Below are 20216 nucleotides of genomic sequence, written 5' to 3' on the forward strand. Positions count from 1 at the left end.
CTGACACACCGCCATCGCGAGCAAGCTTTGCTCCTACAGGATGTGGGCTGGTTCAGATCGCGGACTTACCGTGAATCCCGTTGAACACCAATCGATGAAAGTGATGCACCAAATGCTCGCTCTCATTGCTGCGCTGGGCATCGATCATGTAGCGGCCCTGGTCATACCCCAGCGAATGCAAACCCTTCTGCACCGAGATATTCAGCGCAATGTCCTCCGGCCCCAGGTCCTCGTTCATCCACTTCATGCACTGCTCGCTGACCTTGGCGGTCTCGGCATTGTTGGAGTAATACCCGAAGCGCAACAGCGAGCGTTCGGCGTCCAGCGGAATCATGATGAACGAGCCCAGGAACTCCGAGAACGGGAAGGTGTAGAAGGTGTTGTTCGGCCACAGGCCAATGTTGAAGAAGCGCTCGTCCGGGTTCAGATCCTTGCGCAGCGGCACGCCGTAGGCTTCGGTCACCGTGAGATTGGCCGGGGCGATGTAGGTCCACCAGTTGTCGCGTTTGGTCAACTGATAACCCTTGAAGTCGATGAGACGGGCCAGATCGATATGGCAAGGCCCCGACAACTTGAAGTGATAACCCTCGATGGAGTTGTCCATGATCACCTTCCAGTTGGCCGGCACGATCACGTCCTGTTCCTCGATCAGGCGCATGTTGGCCAGGTCCGGAAACACCCGGCGCATTTCTTCATCGGCCCCGGGAAACAAATCCCGCAGAGAAGGCGCCTTCGGATCAAGATTGAAGTAGATGAAACCGCCCATTTCCTCGGTGCGGATCTGCGGAATGTTGAACTGCTGCAACTCGAAGTTCTTCATCTTCTCGCACCGGGGCGCGCTGCGCAGGCTGCCGTCCATTTCGTAGCACCACGAGTGATAGGCACAACGCACCACGCCCCCGGTAGTGCCGCGACGCTCTTCGAGCAAGCGATTACCGCGATGCTGGCAGACGTTGTGGAAGGCATGGATCTGCCCCTGCCGATTCTTCGCCACCACCACGCTCTGGTCGAAAATATCCGTCACCACATACTGCCCCGGCTCGGCGAACTCACTGACATGCCCGGCCACATGCCAGGCATGCATGAAAATGTTGTCGCGCTCGGCCTTGAACAAGGTCTCGTCGTAGAAGTAACGCGAGGGCAGGGTGAAGGCTTCTTCCGGGTCCTGATGATCCCAGCCGTCGATCGAACCTGGGGATTTGAGAGTCTGGACATTGAGCATCGGGGCGATCTCCTCGGTGACTGGCGCCGCACGGTACGGCTTTGTTGTGGGTCCTAATCTAGGGGGCGAGGAGGAGGGGGGATTGATGGAAAGCGACCAGTTGCGAGTGGGAAATATCAAGGCGCAGGTTGTTGTTTGCGGGAAATTCTATGTTGTCTCTAACACCGCTATCGCGAGCAAGCTTTGCTCCCACAAGGGATTCGTGGTGTTGCCGGGTATTGTGTTCGGCCACGATCAACTGTGGGAGCAAAGCTTGCTCGCGATGGACGTCAACGATAACGCGTGCTGTCTGACTGAACGCGTTGTCTGGACGTTTTTCGCGAGCAGGCTCGCTCCTACAGGTTTATCCGTCTATCAAGCCCGCTCAAAAATCGCCGCAATCCCCTGACCACCACCAATGCACATGGTCACCAGCGCGTAACGGCCACCGGTACGATGCAGTTCGTGGATGGCCTTGGTGGCGATGATCGCGCCGGTGGCGCCCACCGGGTGACCCAGGGCGATGCCCGATCCGTTCGGGTTGACCTTGGCCGGGTCGAGGTCGAGTTCCTGGCTGACGGCACAAGCTTGTGCGGCGAAGGCGATGTTGGCTTCGATCACGTCCATGTCGGCCACGGTCAGGCCGGCACGCTTGAGGGCGATACGGGTGGCCGGGACCGGGCCCAGGCCCATCAGTTCCGGCTCGAGGCCGGCGTGGGCGTAGCTGACCAGGCGGGCGAGTGGGCGCAGGTTGTTGACCTGTACCGCAGCACCGGTGGCCATGACCAAGGCAGCAGCACCGTCGTTCAGGCCCGAGGCGTTGCCGGCGGTGACCGAGCCGTCTTTCTTGAACGCGGGCTTCATCGAAGCCAGTTGTTCCAGGGTGGTGGCACGAGGGTGCTCGTCGACGTTGAATAGCTGGGTGCCTTTGCGACCCTGGATTTCAACGGTGGCGATCTGGTCGGCGAAGTAGCCGTTGGCGATGGCATGGGCCGCGCGTTTCTGGTCTTCGAACGCCAGGGCGTCCTGCATTTCGCGGGTAATGCCGTTGCGCGCGGCGACGTTCTCGGCGGTGATGCCCATGTGAAAGTTCTGGAACGGGTCATGCAGGATGCCGAGCATATAGTCGACGGCCTGGACATTGCCCATGCGCGAGCCCCAACGGGCCGAAGGCAACAGGTACGGGCCGCGGCTCATGGATTCGGCACCGGCGCCGATGGCGATGTCGGCGTCACCCAGCAGCAGGGTCTGTGCGGCGCTGACGATGGCTTGCAGGCCGGAACCGCACAGACGGTTGACGTTGTAGGCCGGGGTTTCCTTCGGGATGCCGGCGTTCATCGCGGCAACGCGGGAGATGTAGGCGTCGCGGCATTCGGTGGGGATCACGTTGCCCATCACCAGGTGGCCGACAAGGGCCGGGTCCACGGCGGCGCGTTCCAGGGCGGCCTTGACCGCTGTGGTCGCCAGGTCGGCCAGGGGCACGTCCTTGAGCGAGCCGCCAAAGGAACCGATGGCGGTACGGGCGGCGCTGACTACGTAGATTTCCGGGGTGTTCATGGCTGGTTTCCTTTCGGTGGATTCTTATCTGTACTGCGATTGAGCAGGGCGTTCAAGGCGCTTTTCGCCTCGTCGGTGTTCAGGCGCTGAATGAACAATGTGTTCTCTTCGCGCAGGGTGGCTTGCAGTTCGGCCATGCCGGCCTGCTTCATCATTTGTCGGGATTGGCGCAAGGATTGCTGAGGCATTGCCAGAAAACGCTGGGCAATCTTGTTGGCCGCCTCAAGGCACTGCGCACCGTCGTCGAAGGCTTCGTTGGCCAGGCCCCATGCCACTGCTTCGTCGCCATTGAGGCCTTCGCCCAACAACAGCAGACGCGCGGCACGGGCCTGACCGAGCAGGCGCGGCAACAGCAGGCTGGCGCCGAATTCCGGGCACAGGCCGATGTTGACGAACGGCATGCGCAACTTGGCGTTGCGGGTCACCAATACTTGATCGCAATGCAACAGCACGGTGGTGCCGATGCCGATGGCAGCGCCGCATACCGCGGCAATCAAGGGCTTTTGCAGATGCGTCACGGCGCGCATCAGACGGAACGCCGGGCTGTCGAGGTGAGTCGGTGGCTCTTGCAGAAAGTCCACCAGGTCGTTGCCGCTGGTGAAGCAGTTCGGGCCACCGGTCAGGATCACCACGCGGATCGACTCGTCCTCGTCGGCCGCGAAAATCCGGTCGGCCAACCGCGTGTACATGGCGTTGGTCAGCGCGTTGAGCTTGTCGGGACGATCGATAGTCAGCGTCAGCACGCCATCGCGTTGTTCTTGTTTGATCAGGTCGGTCATGGCTGGCGCCTGCGGAGTCGGTTTGGCGGCCACTTTAAGCGGCAGGCAAACCCCGGAGCTATGACAAAACGGGTCAACCACCCTGATGCTTTTTGCCATGTCATCGGCTGACACACCCATTCGGGGTATGGATTCACCCTGCGAATCGCCCAATAGTAGGTTCATCCGCTCATCCAGAGCCGAACTCGCTCGATAAGGTGAATGTGCAATGCGCAAGACACTGAAGGTGATTTCCAGTCTGTTTGTTGTTTCGTTGGTCATCAATGCCCATGCCGCTGACGTGGACGACAGCAAAACGCTGCGGCTCTACAACTGGGCGGATTACATCGGCGAGAAGACGCTGGCGAATTTCGAGAAAGAAACCGGCATCAAAGTCATCTACGACACCTTCGATGCCTATGAAACGGTGCAGGCCAAGTTGCTGACCGGTCACTCCGGTTATGACCTGATCGTGTTGAACGCCTCCCTCGCGCCGCCGCTGATCCAGGCCAAGGTGTTCCAGCCGCTGGACAAAAAGCTGCTGCCGCGCTGGAACAATCTTGACCCGAAAGTCTTGCAGGACATGCAGGGGTTTGACCCGGGCACTCACTATTCCGCGCCCTACACCTGGGGCAGCAACGGCGTCACCTACAACGTCGACAAGATCAAGGAGCGCATGCCGGACGCACCGATCGGCTCGCTGGCGATGATTTTCGATCCGAAGATCGTCTCCAAATTTGCCGACTGCGGCGTGACCCTGCTCGATGCGCCCACCGAAGTCATTCCCATGGCCCTCAAGTACCTCGGCCGCGACCCGCGAAGTGCCGCGCCGGAAGACCTCAAGGCCGCCCAGGAATTGCTGTTGTCGGTACGGCCGTACATCCGCAAATTCGATTCGGTCAATTACCTGACCAGCCTGCCCAATGGCGATGTGTGCATGGCCATGACCTGGTCCGGCGACTACGCCACCGCCATGGCCCGTGCCGAAGAGGCCAAGAAGCAGATCAACCTGGCCTACTTCATTCCTAAGGAAGGCTCGCTGATCTGGTTCGACAACATGTACATCCCGGCCGACGCGCCGCACGTGGCCAACGCCCACAAGTTCCTCGATTACCTGATGCAACCGCAGGTGATGGCCGATGTGAGCGATTACATCAACTACGCCAACAGCAACGCGGCCGCCACGCCGTTGCTCAATGCCAGCGTGCGCAATAACCCGGCGATTTATCCCGATGAAGAGATTCGTCAACGACTGTTCCCGCAGAAAACCCAGGACGCCAAAGAGATGCGCGCCATCACGCGGGTCTGGAGCACGGTGAAGAGCGGGATCTGATCGTCCACTTGTTCAGTTTGAGGTTTGTGTATGGCTACTCCAATCAAGAAAGTATTTTCGCAGGCCGAAGAGGCTGCACTGGTCAAGGCTGACAAGGCCCACCACATGCACGGCTACCACATGTTCGACGAGCACGCCGAACAGGGCTCCCTGAATATCGTCGCCGGCGAAGGCACCTACATCTACGACACTCAGGGCAACCGCTTCCTCGATGCCGTGGGCGGCATGTGGTGCACCAACATCGGCTTGGGCCGCGAGGAAATGGCCGAGGCCATTGCCGATCAGGTACGGCAGCTGGCTTATTCGAATCCGTTTTGCGACATGTCGAACAACGTGGCGATCCAACTGTGCGAAAAACTCGCCAGTCTCGCTCCCGGCGACCTCGACCATGTGTTCCTGACCACCGGTGGTTCCACGGCGGTGGATACGGCTTATCGCCTGATCCAGTACTACCAGAACTGCCGTGGCAAGACGGAAAAGAAGCACGTCATCGCCCGTTTCAACGCCTATCACGGCTCGACCACGTTGACCATGTCGATCGGTAACAAGGCCGCCGACCGGGTGCCGGAGTTCGATTACGCCAACCCGCTGATCCACCACGTGTCCAACCCAAACCCTTATCGTGCACCAGAGGGGATGGACGAGGCGCAGTTCCTCGAATTCCTGGTCAAGGAATTCGAAGACAAGATCCTCTCCATTGGCGCAGACAAGGTTGCCGGGTTCTTCGCCGAGCCGGTGATGGGTTCGGGCGGGGTGATCATTCCGCCCAAGGGTTACCTCAAGCGCATGTGGGAAGTCTGCCAGCGCTACGACATCCTGTTCGTCGCCGACGAGGTGGTCACGTCCTTCGGGCGCTTGGGCAAGTTCTTCGCTTCAAAAGACGTGTTCGATGTGCAACCCGACATCATCACCACCGCCAAGGGCCTGACGTCGGCTTATCTGCCACTGGGCGCGTGCATTTTTTCCGATCGCATCTGGAAGGTCATTGCCGAACCGGGCACTGGCCGCTGCTTCACCCACGGCTTCACCTACAGCGGCCATCCGGTGTGCTGCACCGCGGCGCTGAAGAACATTGAAATCATCGAGCGGGAAAACCTGCTGGCCCATGTCGACGACGTCGGCGGCTACCTGGAACAGCAACTGGCCACACTGCGGGATTTGCCGCTGGTGGGGGATGTGCGCTGCCTGAAACTGATGGCCTGCGTGGAGTTCGTTGCCGACAAACGTACCAAGGCCTTGTTTGCCGACGAAATCAACATCGGCGAGAAAATCCATTCACGGGCTCAGGCCAAGGGTTTGCTGGTGCGGCCGATCATGCACCTCAACGTGATGTCGCCACCGCTGATCCTGACGTATGCACAGGTCGACGAGATCGTCGACATCCTGCGCGAGTGCATCCTGGAAGTGGCGGCCGAGCTTCAAGCGAGCGGCCAGTACGCCGGCCAATGACTTCATCGCTCAGGCTGTTACCAAGGCCCTGTTCACCCGCTAGACTGCGGGTCATGAGCCGACCAAATGACGAAACGCTGATCGCAATGCCCTTCGGGGCACTGCATAAATGGCATGGGGGAATGCGCGAGGCATTCGCCCATGTCGACGACCCCGACGCCCTGCAATACCTGGCAGCGGCGTTGGGGGAGCTGGTGTCCATCGAGTCGATGATGATCAGCCTGGAGCGCAAGGACCGCGTGCCCCAGTTGCTGTATCAGCGCGGGATTGCCGAGCAATATCAGGTCTCGATTCTCGAACGCTATTTTGCCGGCGGCTACCTGCTCGACCCGTTCTGTCTGGCGGTGGAGCAGGGGTTGGCGCAAGGCTTCTATCACCTGGAGGAAATCGCTCCGGACAACTTCTTCGACAGTGATTACTACAAGACCTATTACCTGAATGTGGGGTGTTCGGAGGACAGCTACTACATCGTCGATACCGGTAATGACACGAAGATTTCCGTCAGCCTCTTCCAGGGCCACGGCGGTGAATGCCTGCGGGTCGACCAGTTGAACCTGCTGCGCGCCGTCGAACCGCTGGTGCGCGAATTCGTCAGCGAATTCAGCCGACGAGGGTTGCTGCGCAATAGCGAGATCCAGTGCAATCACGAACAAGGCCTGCGTGATGATCTCAAGCACCGGGTGCAATCGGCGTTCGAGCATTTCGGCAGCGATTTGCTCACCGAACGGGAGCGGGAGGTGGCGCACATGGTGCTGCGGGGGCACTCGGTGAAATCCACCGCCAGCCAGATGAACATCTCCCCGGAAACCGTGCGCATGCACCGCAAGAATCTGTACCTGAAGCTGGAAGTGGGTTCTCAGTCGGAGTTGTTTGCGCTGTTTATCGAGTGGTTGCGCGGGCATTGATCGCATGACACAACCGATAACCCTGTAGGAGCGAGCCTGCTCGCGAAAGCGGTGTATCTGTCGATAAATCATCGCCCGACACGACGCCTTCGCGAGCAGGCTCGCTCCCACAAGGGATCTCCTACAGGGTGGGTCAGCGCGCCCGCAACCGCCGCCCGACCACATCCAGCACATCACAGCCATCGCGCAACGGGATGGCGCAAAGCAATGAAAAGTCGCTGAGGATGAAGGATTCGCATTCGATCGATCCGCGCATGGACAAGTTTTCCAGCACTTGGGTGACGGCGCGGATTCGGTAGTTGGCGGCGTCCATCAGAATGTCGAGGGGGGCTTGGGTGTCGACGAAGAGGGTGGGCATTTCACGGCAATTGCTGGTGAGTGCCATGAAGCGGTTGTCGGGATGTGGGGCTGGTTTTTCGTAGGGTGGATCAGGATGAATGGTTTTCATGCTTTTGGACTCTAGAGAAGGGAAAAGCGGAGCTACCAAAAGCCTTCCTACGGGCCAGGGTGGCAGCCATGTACGGGGTAGGAATATCGAGTCCCTAGCACCTCGACCACGCCGAAGCGTGCCCGTACATAGCCGCCGCAGCTGATAGTACGGACGCATTTGAACGGCCGCAAACCAGGTAATTGGCGCCAACGTGGTACTAGGGAATCTGGAGGTTCCTACACCCCACCACTGAATTTCAGTGACCACCAAAGACTATCGATTGAGCGCCTTCCAAACCAGTTCACGCAAATCGCCACAGTTCGAAGGAAATCTCCGAAGACCTTGCCCAGAAATGTCCTAGGACCTGTGGAGCTTACATCCGCAAAACCGGGGTGGTGGGTTGTGGATGAGGCACAACGGCATGATCAAAGCCTAGGAAAAACAGAAATGTCCTACGTCAATTAACTCCTGGATCACCTCAACCCCTGTAGGAGCGAGCCTGCTCGCGAAGGCGGTGTGGATTCACTCAAGAGTTCGAGTGATTGATGACATGACCCGGCTGCGCATACAGATCGATGCCCAACGCGTGAATCACTTTCAAAACCGTATTGAAACGTGGTTTTGCGCCTGGAGCGAAGGCCTTGTACAAGCTTTCGCGACCCATTCCGGAATCTTTGGCTACCTGTGTCATGCCGCGAGCCTTTACTACGTAACCGACGGCGCGAAGAAATTCTTCATTGTCACCATCAGCCAGTACCTGAGACAGGTATTCGCTGATGGCCTCATCGCTGTCGAGCAGAGCCGCCATATCGAAAGTCGTCAAAGTCTGGCTCATGGCTAGACCTCCTTTGCCAATTTTTTTGCACGTTTGATATCAGCGTTTTGAGATGACTTGTCGCCCCCGGCAAGCAAGACGATGACGACTGTCTTGCGCATCGTGAAGTAAATCCGGTATCCGGCACCTACATCCACGCGCATTTCGGAAACGCCATCACCTACTGGCTTGATATCGGCCAAATTTCCCGCGCTAGCACGTTCAATGCGACGGGCTATGGCTACCCTTGCCCGCAAATCACGGATTGAGGTGTGCCATGCGGAGAAAGTCGCTGTTTGCTGGACAAGATAATTCATTGCGCGACTGTATCCAAATGGATACGAACGAGCAGTCAGACATTTCTTGGATTAGCGATGGTTTATTCCGCGAAATATGTGGGGCTGTGCGGTACGGCGAGGATCTTCTGTGGGAGCGAGCCTGCTTGCGAATTCGGGTTGTCAGTCAATGATGATGTCGACTGACACTCCGCTTTCGCGAGCAGGCTCGCTCCCACAGTAGATAGGCGGTGGAATACAAAAACTGTGACCACCCAAAAAACTGTAGGAGCAAAGCTTGCTCGCGATAGCAGAGTGTCAGGCGACGATGATGCCGCCTGGTACTCCGTTATCGCGAGCAAGCTTTGCTCCTACAGGTGGTTGCTGGTTGACCACAAGATTTGTGGTCAACCAAGAGGCCTGATCAGTCTTCGCGTTTCACCACCAGCGTCAAAATGTCATAACTGGCCACCAGATCACCCAACTGGTTGGTCACTTCCACATCCCACGCCACCACCCCTTGCGGGATGCCTTGCGGGCTCTTCTTGCCCTGGTCGATCTTGCGTTTACAGGTCAGGCGCGCCTGGATGGTGTCGCCGATGCCCACCGGGTTGATGAAGCGCAGGGTGTCGAGGCCGTAGTTGGCCAGGACCGGGCCGACGCCGGGGGAGACGAACAGGCCGGCCGCTGCCGACAGCACGAAGTAACCGTGGGCGATGCGTTTGCCGAATTGCGATTCCTTGGCCGCGATGTCGTCGAAGTGCATGTAGAAGTGGTCGCCCGACAGGCAGCCAAAGTTCACCAGGTCGGCTTCGGTGACGGTGCGACGGTGGGTCAGCAGCGACTCGCCGATCTGCAGGTCCTGGAAGTAGCGACGGAACGGATGCACGTCGGTTTCGATGACCTTGGCGCCACGCACGTACTCGCCGGTAACGGCTGCCAACATGGTTGGCGAACCTTGTACCGCGGCACGTTGCAGGTAGTGTTTCACCGCACGCAGGCCGCCGAGTTCTTCACCGCCGCCGGCACGGCCCGGGCCGCCGTGCTTGAGTTGCGGCAGCGGCGAGCCGTGGCCGGTGGATTCGCCGGCGCAGTTACGGTCCAGTACCAACAGGCGACCGTGGAGGGCGGCTGCGACCGGAACGGCCTTGGCTGCGATCTGTGGATCCTTGGTCACCAGACTGGCGACCAGGCTGCCTTTGCCGCGAGCGGCCAGGGCCAGTGCCTCGTCGATGTCGTCATAAGCCATCAAAGTGCTGACCGGACCAAACGCTTCGATGTCGTGAGCGCCGCCTTCGGCGTGCGGATCGCGAGCCTGCAACAGAGTCGGGGCGAAGAACGCGCCCTTGTCGACGTTCACGCCGCGTGGCTCGAAGCCGTCGCGGGCGCCGAACAGCAGGTCGCTGCTCTGCAACAGCATTTCCAGGCGCTCGGCCACGTCTTTCTGCTGATCGTGGGAGGCCAGTGCGCCCATGCGCACGCCTTCCACCGACGGATCACCGACCACGACTTTGGCCAGGCGATCACGCAGGCGCGTGGCGACCGCATCGATATGCTTGGCCGGGACGATAGCGCGGCGGATGGCGGTGCATTTCTGCCCGGCCTTGGTGGTCATTTCCTTGGCCACTTCCTTGATGAACAGCTCGAACTCTTCGTCGTCCGGGGTCACGTCCGGGGCGAGGATCGCGCAGTTCAGCGAGTCGGCTTCGGCAGTGAACGGCACCGAATTGCGGATCAGGTTCGGGTTGACCCGCAGCTTGGCGGCGGTGTCGGCTGAACCGGTGAAGGTCACCACGTCCTGGCCTTGCAGGCGGTCAAGCAGGTCGCCGGTGCCTCCGATGATCAGTTGCAGGCTGCCCGCCGGCAGCAAGCCGGATTCGTCCATCAGGCGCACCACGGCTTCGGTCAGGTAGCTGGTGGCGCTGGCTGGCTTGACGATGCACGGCATGCCGGCGAGGAAGCTCGGGGCGAACTTTTCCAGCATGCCCCAGATCGGGAAGTTGAAGGCGTTGATGTGCACCGCCACACCGCCGCGAGGCACCAGGATGTGGGTGCCGGCGAAAGTGCCCATCTTGCTTAACTGAAGTGCCGGGCCTTCGTGGACGACATTGCCCGACGGCAGTTCACGCGAGCCGAGGCTGGCGTAGGTGAACAACGTGCTGTTGCCGCCTTCGATGTCGATCCAGCTGTCGGCACGGGTCGCGCCGCTGTGGTGGGAAATCGCGTAGAGCTGTTCCTTGCGCTCGGCCAGGTACAGGGCCAGTGCCTTCAGGCGCTGGGCGCGTTGCTGGAAGTCGAGCGCCATCAGGCCGCTGACGCCTTGGCGGCGACCGTGCTCGATGGCTTCGGCGAAGTCCGGGCGCTCTTCATGGGTACGGAAGATTTCATGGCCGTCGATGGCGCTGCGCAGGGTTTGCGCGCCTTGCTGGCCGATCCAGCGACCGGCGATGAAGCTTTGCAGGGTAGGGGCGTGGGACATGGCATTGATTCTCAAAAGTTTTGAAAACACCGCATGACCACTGTGGGAGCGAGCCTGCTCGCGAAGAGGGCGCGTCAGTCGACATCATCATTGACTGGCCCACCGCTATCGCGAGCAGGCTCGCTCCCACAGGGTTTTGTGTTGTTCTTGTGGATAGGTATCAGAGCTGGTCGAAATCCAGCACGACTTTGTCGCTGATCGGGAAGGCCTGGCACGACAGCACATAGCCGGCGGCCACTTCGTAGTCTTCCAGCGCGTGGTTGCTGTCCATTTCCACTTCGCCTTCGATGACCTTGCACTTGCAGGTCGAGCACACGCCGGCCTTGCACGAGTAGGGCAGTTCGGCGCCCTGGGCGTTACCGGCGTCGAGGATGCTCTGGCTGTTGCGTGGCAGATCGAAGGCCAGGGCGCGGCCGTCACTGATGACGGTAATCTGGCTGACCGCCGAATCGACTTGGCGGGCGGCCTCGCGGGCTTCGCGTTTCTGCTGGCTGCCGGCGGCGGCGAACAGTTCGAAGTGAATGCGTTCCGGTGCCATGCCCTTGGCCTTGAGGCTGTCGCGCACGGTCTCGGTCATTTCCTGCGGGCCACAGATGAAGGCGGCGTCGAGGGCCTTGACGTCGAGCCAGCGGCTGAACAGTTGCTCGCATTTCTCGGCGTTGATCCGACCGTTGTACAGGTCGACGTCCTGTTGCTCACGGCTGAACACGAAGATCAGGTTCAGGCGTTGCAGGTAGCGGTTTTTCAAATCTTCCAGTTGTTCGCGAAACAGCGCGCCGGAGCTGGAGCGGTTGCCGTACAGCAGGGTCACGCGGCTGTGGGGCTCGGTTTCCAGGGTGGTCTTGATGATCGACAGAATCGGCGTGATGCCGCTGCCCGCGGCCACGGCCAGGTATTGACCATGACGAGCCGGGTCGAGTTCGACGCTGAAATGCCCGGCCGGCGGCATGACTTCCAGGGTGTGCCCGGCTTTCAGTTGTTCGTTGGCGTAGGCGGAAAAACGACCGCCGGCCACGCGCTTGACCGCAACACGCAGTTCTCCGTCGTTGACCCCGGTGCAGATCGAGTACGAGCGGCGCACTTCTTCGCCATCCAGCTGGGTGCGCATCACCAGGTGCTGGCCCTGGGTGAAGTGGAAGCTGTCTTGCAGTTCCTGTGGAATCTCGAAGGCGATGGACACCGCGTCACGGGTCTCGGTGCGCACGTCCTTGATGGTCAGGCTATGAAACTTGCTCATTGTTGTTCTCCAGCTGGACGGACGACGCCGCTCAGATGCACTTGAAATAGTCGAACGGTTCCCGGCAATCGACGCAGCGATACAGCGCCTTGCACGCGGTGGAACCGAACTCGCTGAGCACCTCGGTGTGGACGCTGCCGCATTGCGGGCAGGCGATCACCGGGCTTTCACCGAGCAGGCTGCGCTTGCTGGTACTGCCCTCCGGCGGTGCGATGCCGTAAGCGCGCAGGCGCTCACGACCGCTGTCGGTGATCCAGTCGGTGGTCCAGGCCGGGGTCAACTTGCGCTCCAGGCGCGGGGCGTTGAAGCCGGCCTGTTCCAGGGCGGCACGGATGTCGCCCTCGATCACTTCGGTAGCCGGGCAACCGGAGTAGGTCGGGGTGACCACCACATGCAAGTGGCCGGCTTGCCAGTCCAGGTCGCGGACGATGCCCAGGTCTACCACGCTGACCACCGGCACTTCCGGGTCCATGACTTCGGACAGGATCGCCCACGCGGCAGCCAGGTCGGTCGGTTGTGCCGGCCGGGCGCCCTGGTCGCTGGCGATCAGATCACCAGGTTGCATCGGGGTACGCTCGTGGCAGGAACTGCATTTCGGCCAGCAGAATGCCCAGGTGTTCGGTGTGCAGGCCCTTGCGCGCATTCAGGTAGAAATAGCTTGGCGCGGCCGGTACGGGCAGGGTGGCGCTGGCGAAGATCTGTTCGACCTTGGCTTGCCAAGCTGCGGCAACCGTGGCGATGTCCGGGGTGATGCCGGCCTCGCACAGGCGCTGTTCGCTGTCATCGGCGGCGATCAGTTCGACGGTGAAACGCCAGACTTCCGGGATGGCCGCGAGCATGCGCTTGTGGCTTTCCTCGGTGCCGTCACCCATGCGCTCGATCCACTCGCCGGAACGGCGCAGGTGATAGGTGACTTCCTTCACGGCCTTGGCGGCGATGCCGGCAATACGCTCGTCGCTGGACTGGCTCAGGCCCTTGAGGACTTCCAGGTGCCAGGCGTCGTACAGGAACTGCTTGAGCATGGTCACCGCGAAGTCGCCGTTGGGTTGCTCCACCAGCAGCAGGTTGCGGTAGGCACGCTCGTCGCGACGGAACGCCAGGTGATCGGCGTCACGGCCATCGTCCAGCAGTTCGGCGGCGTATTCCAGCCAGTTGCGCGCCTGACCCACCAGGTCGAGGCCGACGTTCATCAGTGCCAGCTCTTCTTCCAGAGCCGGCGCCTTGCCGCACCACTGGCACAGGCGCTGGCCCTGGATCAGGGCGCTGTCGCCCAGACGCAGCAGGTATTCGATCAGATCAGTCTTGTTATTCATGGTCGGCCTCACATGTGCCCGACTTCGGCCGGCAGCTCGTAGAAGCTGGCGTGGCGGTAAACCTTGTCGTCCGACGGGTCGAACAGCGGGTCTTTTTCATCCGGCGACGAGGCGGTGATCAGTGCCGACGGCACCACCCACAGGCTCACGCCTTCGCTGCGACGGGTGTACAGCTCGCGGGCGTTTTCGATAGCCATGGTGGTATCGGCGGCATGTACGCTGCCGACGTGCTTGTGGTTCAGGCCGTGCTTGCTGCGCACGAAAACTTCGAAGAGGGTCCACTCGGACATTTCAGTTACTCCACATCAGGTGGCCGGATCAGGCGGCGTTCTTGTTTTGTTTTTTGCGGGCGTGGGCGACGGCGGCTTCGCGAACCCAGGCACCGTCTTCAATCGCTTTGCGGCGAGTGGCGACACGTTCCTGGTTGCACGGGCCGTTGCCCTTGAGCACTTCGTAGAATTCGTCCCACTGGATCTGGCCGAAGTCGTAATGGCCGGTCTCGGCATTCCACTTCAGGTCCGGATCGGGGCAGGTGCAGCCCAGCAGTTCCAGCTGCGGAATGGTCTGGTCGATGAAGCGCTGACGCAGTTCGTCGTTGCTCTGGCGCTTGATCTTCCAGGCCATGGATTGCGCGCTGTTCGGTGAGTGTTCGTCACTCGGACCGAACATCATCAGCGACGGCCACCACAGGCGGTTGATCGCGTCCTGGACCATGTCTTTTTGCGCCTGATTACCGTGGCGCATCATGGTCAGGAGGATTTCGTAGCCCTGGCGCTGGTGGAAGCTTTCTTCCTTGCAGATGCGAATCATCGCCCGCGAGTACGGACCGTAAGAGGTGCGCTGCAATACCACCTGGTTGACGATCGCCGCGCCATCCACCAGCCAGCCCACCGCGCCCATGTCAGCCCAGTTCAGCGTCGGGTAGTTGAAGATGCTCGAATACTTGGCTTTGCCACTGTGCAGCTTGTCGATTTCTGTATCGCGATCGGCGCCCAGGGTTTCCATCGCGCTGTACAGGTACAGGCCGTGACCGGCCTCGTCCTGGATCTTGGCCATCAGTTGCAGTTTGCGTTTGAGCGATGGCGCGCGGGTGACCCAGTTGCCTTCGGGCAGCATGCCGACGATTTCGGAGTGAGCGTGCTGGGAAATCTGCCGGATCAGGGTCTGGCGGTAAGCATCTGGCATCCAGTTCTTGGCTTCGATCTTGATTTCTGAATCGATTTTTTCCTGGAAAGCGCGCTCCTGTTCGGACATCTCCGACAGGTCTTTTATGCGCTTTACGCCTGTTTCTACTAGCTGTGCGTACATTTTGGGTCTCCCGCCTTGAATCTGTTCTGAGGCATGGAGAACTTTATAAGCGATACAGAAATTAATATCAAACACAAAATGACGTGTCGTATTTGTTTTTTGTATCGCTTTGGTTGAAAGGGGCAGTTTTTTTGGAGGGTCGGTCGGCGTGCATATCCATTTCTTCGGTAACGGCAGCTTTTCCTCCCGAAGGGGCGGGTGGATCAAGATCAAAAGCAGCCGAGGCGAGCTGACACTCGACCTCATTGCTGGCACGGTCCCCTGTAGGAGCTGCCGAAGGCTGCGATCTTTTGATCCTGGCGACCTGACAGCCACCTGATTTTCGAGGATGTACCCAATCCAATTGTGGGAGCGAGCCTGCTCGCGAAGGCGGTGTGTCATTCAGCGCAAATGTCGGCTGGCATGGCCCATTCGCGAGCAGGCTCGCTCCCACAATTAAGTCGGGGGCATATCTGTGAGTGATTTGTCGGCTGTATGACCGCTATCGCAGGCAAGCCAGCTCCCACAGGAAACGCGTCCAATACTCAAAAAAAACCCCGCATCAGCGGGGCTCAAAGGGGTGCAGCAGTCATGCTTTAGGGCGTTTGTCCACTACGTGGCAGGCCTTGCCCTCGGATCGCTTGATCGAGTGGAAAGGCTGCAACACGATCCGCGTACTGATCCCGATGTAGGTCTTGATGTGCTTGCTCAGCTCGCCGCACACGGCTTTTTGCTGGTCGTCGGTCAGGTGCTGGTGTTCGGCCTTGAGCTCCACGTGCACGTCGACGCTGTCCAGGTTGCCGTTGCGATGCAGATGGATCTCGTAGCTCTCGGCAAGTTGCTTGATTTTCAGCACCTGCTCTTCGATCTGCGTCGGGAACACGTTCACGCCGCGGATGATCAGCATGTCGTCGCTGCGTCCGGTGATCTTGTCGATGCGTCGCATTGGCCGCGCAGTGCCCGGCAGCAGGCGCGTCAGGTCGCGGGTGCGGTATCGGATCATCGGCAGGGCTTCTTTGCTCAGGGAGGTGAACACCAGTTCGCCCATCTGGCCGTCCGGCAGTACTTCGCCGGTGATCGGGTCGATGATTTCCGGGTAGAAGTGGTCTTCCCAGATGGTCGGGCCGTCCTTGGTTTCGGCGCATTCCATGGCGACGCCCGGGCCCATGATTTCCGAGAGGCCGTAGATGTCCAGGGCGGTGATGCCCATGCGCGCCTCGATGGCGCTGCGCAGTTCGGCGGTCCACGGCTCGGCACCGAAGATGCCCAGGCGCAGGGCCAGTTTGTGCGGGTCGATGCCCTGGCGCTCGATTTCATCGGCGATGTTGAGCATGTAGGACGGCGTGACCATGATGATGTCCGGCTGGAAATCCTTGATCAGCTGCACTTGCTTTTCAGTCTGGCCGCCGGACATCGGAATCACGGTGCAACCCAGGCGCTCGGCACCGTAGTGCGCACCCAGGCCGCCGGTGAACAGGCCGTAGCCATAGGAAATGTGCACTTTATCGCCACGACGACCGCCAGCCGCGCGGATCGAACGGGCCACGACGTTGGCCCAGGTGTCGATGTCGTTCTGGGTGTAGCCGACGACGGTCGGTTTGCCGGTGGTGCCGCTGGAGGCGTGCAGGCGCACGATGTCGTGCATTGGCACGGCGAACATGCCGTAGGGGTAGTTGTCACGCAGGTCGGACTTGGTGGTGAACGGGAACTTCGCCAGGTCGTCGAGGGACTTGATGTCATCCGGGTGCACGCCCAGGGCATCGAAGCGCTGACGGTACAGCGGCACGTTCTCGTAAGCGTGTTTCAGGCTCCAGCGCAGGCGTTCCAGCTGGTGCGAACGGAGTTCGTCGACGCTGGCGGTTTCCAGCGGGTCCAGCACGGGATCAAGCGTGGATTGGGAAATTGGCATGTTCATGTTTTCACTCGAATTGTTTTTGTGTTCAAGCCCCTGCACGCGGGGGCTTTGAGTGCATGCCCCAAGGATACCTCTGGGCTCCTTGGGAATCGCGATTCTTTAGTGGGATAGACGCTCGATGATCAGCGCGATCCCTTGGCCCACGCCGATGCACATGGTGCACAGGGCATAGCGGCCTTGACGTTCTTCCAGCTCGTGCAGGGCGGTGGTCACCAGACGCGCGCCGCTCATGCCCAGCGGATGGCCCAGGGCAATGGCGCCGCCGTTGGGGTTGACCCGTGGATCGGTGTCGCTCAAACCCAGTTCGCGCAACACCGCCAGGCCTTGGGCGGCAAAGGCTTCGTTGAGTTCGATGATGTCCATGTCCGCCAGGCTCAGGTTGGCCAGCTCCAGCACCTTGCGGGTCGCCGGCACCGGGCCGATGCCCATGATTCGTGGCTCGACGCCGGCAGTGGCCATCGCCACCACTCGGCCACGGGCGGTCAGGCCATGGCGCTTGGCGACTTCGGGGCTGGCCAGCAGCAAGGCGCAGGCACCGTCGTTCACGCCGGAGGCATTGCCGGCGGTGACGCTGCCGCCTTCGCGGAACGGCGTCCCGAGTTTGGCCAGTTGCTCCAGCGTGGTATCGCCGCGCGGGTGTTCATCGTGCTCGACCACTTTGGCCGGGCCTTTGCGCTGGGGAATTTCCACCGCGACGATCTCTTTGGCCAGACGTCCGTTGGCTTGTGCAGCGGCAGCGCGTTGCTGGCTGCGCAGGGCGAAGGCGTCCTGATCAGCGCGGGAGATGTTGAACTGTGCGGCGACGTTCTCTGCGGTTTCCGGCATGGAGTCGATGCCGAAGGCCTTTTTCATCAGCGGATTGACGAAGCGCCAGCCGATGGTGGTGTCGAAAATCTCGGCCTGACGGGAGAACGCCTGCTCGGCCTTGCCCATCACCAGTGGTGCGCGGGACATCGATTCCACGCCACCCACCAGCATCAGCCCGGCCTCGCCACTGCGAATTGCACGGGCGGCGGTGCCAACCGCATCCAGCCCGGAACCGCACAGGCGGTTGAGGGTGGTGCCCGGTACGCTGACCGGCAAACCGGCCAACAGTGCCGACATGCGTGCGACGTTGCGGTTGTCTTCGCCGGCCTGGTTGGCGCAGCCGTAGATCACATCGTCAACGCTGCTCCAGTCCACATTCGGGTGACGGCGCAGCAGTTCGCGCAGCGGCACCGCACCAAGGTCGTCGGCGCGCACGCTGCTCAGGACACCGGCATAGCGGCCGATGGGCGTGCGTACCGCGTCGATAATCAGGGCGTCATTCATTCGGGGTCTCCTGCGCCAGCACCGGGCCGCGCACTTTGTAGGATTTGCCGTGGAACAGGGCGATCAACTGGCCCTGTTGGTTTTCAATGCGTACGTCGTAGTTGCCGGTGCGGCCCGAGCGGCTTTGCTCGATGCAATCGGCACTGAGCGTGTCGCCCAGGCGGGCGGGGGCGATGTAGTCGATGCTGCAACCGATGGCCACGGTGGCTTCGTTGTAGCTGTTGCAGGCAAAGGCAAACGCCGAGTCGGCGAGGGCGAACAGGTAGCCGCCGTGGCAGGTGCCGTGGCCCTGGACCATGTCGGCGCGAACGGTCATGCCCACGCGAGCCGTGCCGGGGCCGGCGGACAGTAGGCGCATGCCCATGGCCTGGCTGGCGGCGTCACGCTGGAACAGCGACTGCGCACAGTCGCTGGCCAGGGTCATCGCTTCATGGTTAGTCATGGAAGTTTCTCCCTTCGGCCACGCGGCGGCGCAACAGCAGCGACGGCCGGTAGCGTTCTTCGCCGTAGGCGGCTTGCAGGTTGTCCAGTGTGCTGAGGATGTGTGGCAGGCCCACTGCGTCGGCCCAGGCCAGCGGGCCTTGGGGGTAGTTGACCCCGGCGCGCATCGCCAGATCGATGTCGGCGGCCGAGGCCACGCCTTGCAGCAGGGCGTCGGCGGCTTCGTTGGCGAGCATTGCCACAGTGCGCAACACGGCCAGGGCCGGGCTGTCGCTGAGCAGGCTGACCTTGAGGCCGGCCTGTTGCAGCAGGGCGACGCCTTGCTCGAGGGCCAGCGGATCGATGCCCGCCGCATAACTGATGGCGATGCGTTTGGCAGTGGCGTAATCGCCCACCAGATCCAGCAGGATCAGGTTGCGCAGGCCGTCTTCTTTGGCGCGCTGACAGGCCATGCGACCGTCGCTCAAGGCCAGCACCGCGTCACCGACTCGCAACAAACCACGGCCGTCGCGCTGGATGACGTTGACACCTTGTTCGCGCAGGCGTGGCAGCAAGCCTTGGGCGATACCCAAATCGCCTTCGACGAGGCAGGCTTCAACGCTTGCGCTGCTGGTGATTTCAGCGGCTTGCGGGCGTTCGGCACCCTGGGTGTAAGAGTAGAAACCCTGACCGCTTTTACGACCCAAACGCCCACCGTCCACCAGCTCTTTCTGAATCAGCGAAGGCTGGAAACGGGTGTCCTGGTAGTAGGCGTCGAACACCGAGCACGTCACGGCGTAGTTAACGTCATGGCCGATCAGGTCGGTCAGCTCGAAGGCGCCCATGGCAAAGCCGCCGGCCTCGCGCATCAGTGCATCCAGGGTCGGGCAATCGGCGGCGCCTTCCTGCAACAGACGCAGGCTCTCGGCGTAGAACGGCCGGGCCACGCGGTTGACGATGAAACCCGGTGTGGAGCGGGTGTGTACCGGCTTCTTGCCCCAGGCCTTGGCGGTGTCGTACAGGCATTCGGCCAGAGCCGGATCGCTGTCCAGGCCCGAGACGATTTCCACCAGCGCCATGACCGGCGCCGGGTTGAAGAAGTGCAAGCCGAGCAGGCGTTCCGGATGCTCCAGCTGCGCGGCGATGCTGGTGATCGACAGCGACGAGGTGTTGCTGGCCAGAATGCATTGCGCGCCGCAGATGCCTTCCAGCTGACGGAACAGCGCGCGCTTCACGTCGAGGTTCTCGACGATCGCTTCAATGATCAGATCGCAATCGGCCAGGGCTTCGATAGCTTCCACGGCTTGCAGGCGGGCAATGGTTGCACTGCGCGACTCGGCGGACAGTTTGCCGTTCTCGACCCGTTTGCCCAGTTGCCGGTCAATGCCTTCGATGGCCTGGGCGGCAGCACCGGGACGATTGTCCAGCAGCAATACCGGATGGCCGGCCTGCGCCGCGACCTGGGCAATGCCGGCACCCATGGCACCCGCGCCGATCACGGCGACGCGTTCAGTTTTATTCAATGCGGTCAT

20 protein-coding genes are annotated in these 20216 nt (G+C 61.0%); 4 read left to right on the forward strand and 16 right to left on the reverse strand.

All coding sequences use genetic code 11. The annotated features are described in order from the left end of the window. Nucleotides 1-52: 52 nt before the first annotated feature. Entirely contained in the window at nucleotides 53-1222 is a 1170-nt protein-coding gene (locus BJ917_RS08935) for an aromatic ring-hydroxylating dioxygenase subunit alpha (RefSeq protein ID WP_121103146.1), read from the reverse strand. An 85-nt stretch (nucleotides 1223-1307) separates the two neighbouring features. Here BJ917_RS08935 and BJ917_RS08940 point away from each other — a divergent pair, with 85 nt between their 5' ends. Further along, the gene (locus BJ917_RS08940) at nucleotides 1308-1610 is read left to right on the forward strand and encodes a hypothetical protein (RefSeq protein WP_121103147.1); all 303 of its coding nucleotides are present in this window, start codon (nucleotides 1308-1310) and stop codon (nucleotides 1608-1610) included. Here the strand turns inward: BJ917_RS08940 and BJ917_RS08945 are convergent. Together BJ917_RS08945 and BJ917_RS08950 are read right to left on the reverse strand one after the other, a co-directional pair. Beyond that, nucleotides 1577-2758: an acetyl-CoA C-acyltransferase family protein gene (locus BJ917_RS08945; protein ID WP_096509896.1), complete on the reverse strand. Its 1182-nt coding sequence runs from the start codon at nucleotides 2756-2758 to the stop codon at nucleotides 1577-1579. The genes BJ917_RS08940 and BJ917_RS08945 overlap by 34 nt on opposite strands. Continuing rightward, the gene (locus BJ917_RS08950; protein WP_121103148.1) at nucleotides 2755-3537 is read right to left on the reverse strand and encodes an enoyl-CoA hydratase-related protein; all 783 of its coding nucleotides are present in this window, start codon (nucleotides 3535-3537) and stop codon (nucleotides 2755-2757) included. Before BJ917_RS08950 ends, BJ917_RS08945 begins: the two co-directional genes overlap by 4 nt. A 208-nt stretch (nucleotides 3538-3745) precedes the next feature. On the opposite strand from BJ917_RS08950, the gene BJ917_RS08955 reads away from it, so the two are divergent. Genes BJ917_RS08955 through BJ917_RS08965 form a run of 3 tightly spaced genes read left to right on the forward strand, consistent with a single transcriptional unit; the run spans nucleotide 3746 to nucleotide 7203 of the window. After that, complete coding sequence (locus tag BJ917_RS08955; RefSeq protein WP_096509898.1) at nucleotides 3746-4849, forward strand: polyamine ABC transporter substrate-binding protein; 1104 nt, start codon at nucleotides 3746-3748, stop codon at nucleotides 4847-4849. 30 nt (nucleotides 4850-4879) lie between these two features. Further along, nucleotides 4880-6298, forward strand: coding sequence for an aminotransferase (locus BJ917_RS08960; RefSeq protein ID WP_096509899.1), 1419 nt, complete (start codon nucleotides 4880-4882; stop codon nucleotides 6296-6298). Then, entirely contained in the window at nucleotides 6295-7203 is a 909-nt protein-coding gene (locus BJ917_RS08965; RefSeq protein WP_121103149.1) for a helix-turn-helix transcriptional regulator, read from the forward strand. The genes BJ917_RS08960 and BJ917_RS08965 overlap by 4 nt, the downstream gene beginning before the upstream one ends. A gap of 133 nt (nucleotides 7204-7336) precedes the next feature. Here BJ917_RS08965 and BJ917_RS08970 read toward each other — a convergent pair whose 3' ends face one another. From BJ917_RS08970 to paaH, 13 genes are all read right to left on the reverse strand, one after another. Beyond that, nucleotides 7337-7651 (reverse strand): hypothetical protein, encoded by a 315-nt coding sequence (locus BJ917_RS08970; RefSeq protein WP_121103150.1) that lies wholly within the window; start codon nucleotides 7649-7651, stop codon nucleotides 7337-7339. Nucleotides 7652-8159: 508 nt separating this feature from the next. After that, a complete protein-coding gene (locus tag BJ917_RS08975; protein ID WP_096509902.1) occupies nucleotides 8160-8468 on the reverse strand; it encodes an addiction module antidote protein in 309 nt (102 codons plus the stop codon). A gap of 2 nt (nucleotides 8469-8470) precedes the next feature. Next, nucleotides 8471-8764 carry a type II toxin-antitoxin system RelE/ParE family toxin gene (locus BJ917_RS08980; protein ID WP_121103151.1) on the reverse strand — a complete coding sequence of 98 codons (294 nt, stop codon included), beginning with the start codon at nucleotides 8762-8764 and terminating at the stop codon, nucleotides 8471-8473. Nucleotides 8765-9146: 382 nt separating this feature from the next. After that, nucleotides 9147-11201: a phenylacetic acid degradation bifunctional protein PaaZ gene (gene paaZ / locus BJ917_RS08990; RefSeq protein WP_121103152.1), complete on the reverse strand. Its 2055-nt coding sequence runs from the start codon at nucleotides 11199-11201 to the stop codon at nucleotides 9147-9149. Between the two features lie 160 nt (nucleotides 11202-11361). Continuing rightward, a complete protein-coding gene (gene paaE, locus BJ917_RS09000; protein WP_096509905.1) occupies nucleotides 11362-12438 on the reverse strand; it encodes a 1,2-phenylacetyl-CoA epoxidase subunit PaaE in 1077 nt (358 codons plus the stop codon). Between the two features lie 31 nt (nucleotides 12439-12469). After that, nucleotides 12470-13003, reverse strand: coding sequence for a 1,2-phenylacetyl-CoA epoxidase subunit PaaD (gene paaD, locus BJ917_RS09005; RefSeq protein ID WP_096509906.1), 534 nt, complete (start codon nucleotides 13001-13003; stop codon nucleotides 12470-12472). Next, nucleotides 12990-13751, reverse strand: coding sequence for a 1,2-phenylacetyl-CoA epoxidase subunit PaaC (gene paaC / locus BJ917_RS09010; RefSeq protein WP_096509907.1), 762 nt, complete (start codon nucleotides 13749-13751; stop codon nucleotides 12990-12992). Before paaC ends, paaD begins: the two co-directional genes overlap by 14 nt. An 8-nt stretch (nucleotides 13752-13759) precedes the next feature. Continuing rightward, entirely contained in the window at nucleotides 13760-14041 is a 282-nt protein-coding gene (gene paaB, locus BJ917_RS09015) for a 1,2-phenylacetyl-CoA epoxidase subunit PaaB (protein ID WP_007943393.1), read from the reverse strand. A 28-nt stretch (nucleotides 14042-14069) separates the two neighbouring features. Beyond that, nucleotides 14070-15059, reverse strand: coding sequence for a 1,2-phenylacetyl-CoA epoxidase subunit PaaA (gene paaA, locus BJ917_RS09020; RefSeq protein WP_121103154.1), 990 nt, complete (start codon nucleotides 15057-15059; stop codon nucleotides 14070-14072). Between the two features lie 568 nt (nucleotides 15060-15627). Next, nucleotides 15628-16953, reverse strand: coding sequence for a phenylacetate--CoA ligase PaaK (paaK, locus tag BJ917_RS09030; protein ID WP_096509917.1), 1326 nt, complete (start codon nucleotides 16951-16953; stop codon nucleotides 15628-15630). 99 nt (nucleotides 16954-17052) lie between these two features. Next, nucleotides 17053-18264: a 3-oxoadipyl-CoA thiolase gene (gene pcaF / locus BJ917_RS09035; RefSeq protein WP_096509918.1), complete on the reverse strand. Its 1212-nt coding sequence runs from the start codon at nucleotides 18262-18264 to the stop codon at nucleotides 17053-17055. Next, nucleotides 18257-18706 (reverse strand): hydroxyphenylacetyl-CoA thioesterase PaaI, encoded by a 450-nt coding sequence (paaI, locus tag BJ917_RS09040; protein ID WP_096509919.1) that lies wholly within the window; start codon nucleotides 18704-18706, stop codon nucleotides 18257-18259. The genes pcaF and paaI overlap by 8 nt, the downstream gene beginning before the upstream one ends. Beyond that, on the reverse strand, nucleotides 18699-20216 hold the full coding sequence (gene paaH, locus BJ917_RS09045) for a 3-hydroxyacyl-CoA dehydrogenase PaaH (RefSeq protein WP_121103155.1): 1518 nt from the start codon (nucleotides 20214-20216) through the stop codon (nucleotides 18699-18701). The genes paaI and paaH overlap by 8 nt, the downstream gene beginning before the upstream one ends.

The organism is Pseudomonas sp. WPR_5_2, assembly GCF_003634475.1.
In the GTDB taxonomy this organism is placed as follows: domain Bacteria; phylum Pseudomonadota; class Gammaproteobacteria; order Pseudomonadales; family Pseudomonadaceae; genus Aquipseudomonas; species Aquipseudomonas izuensis.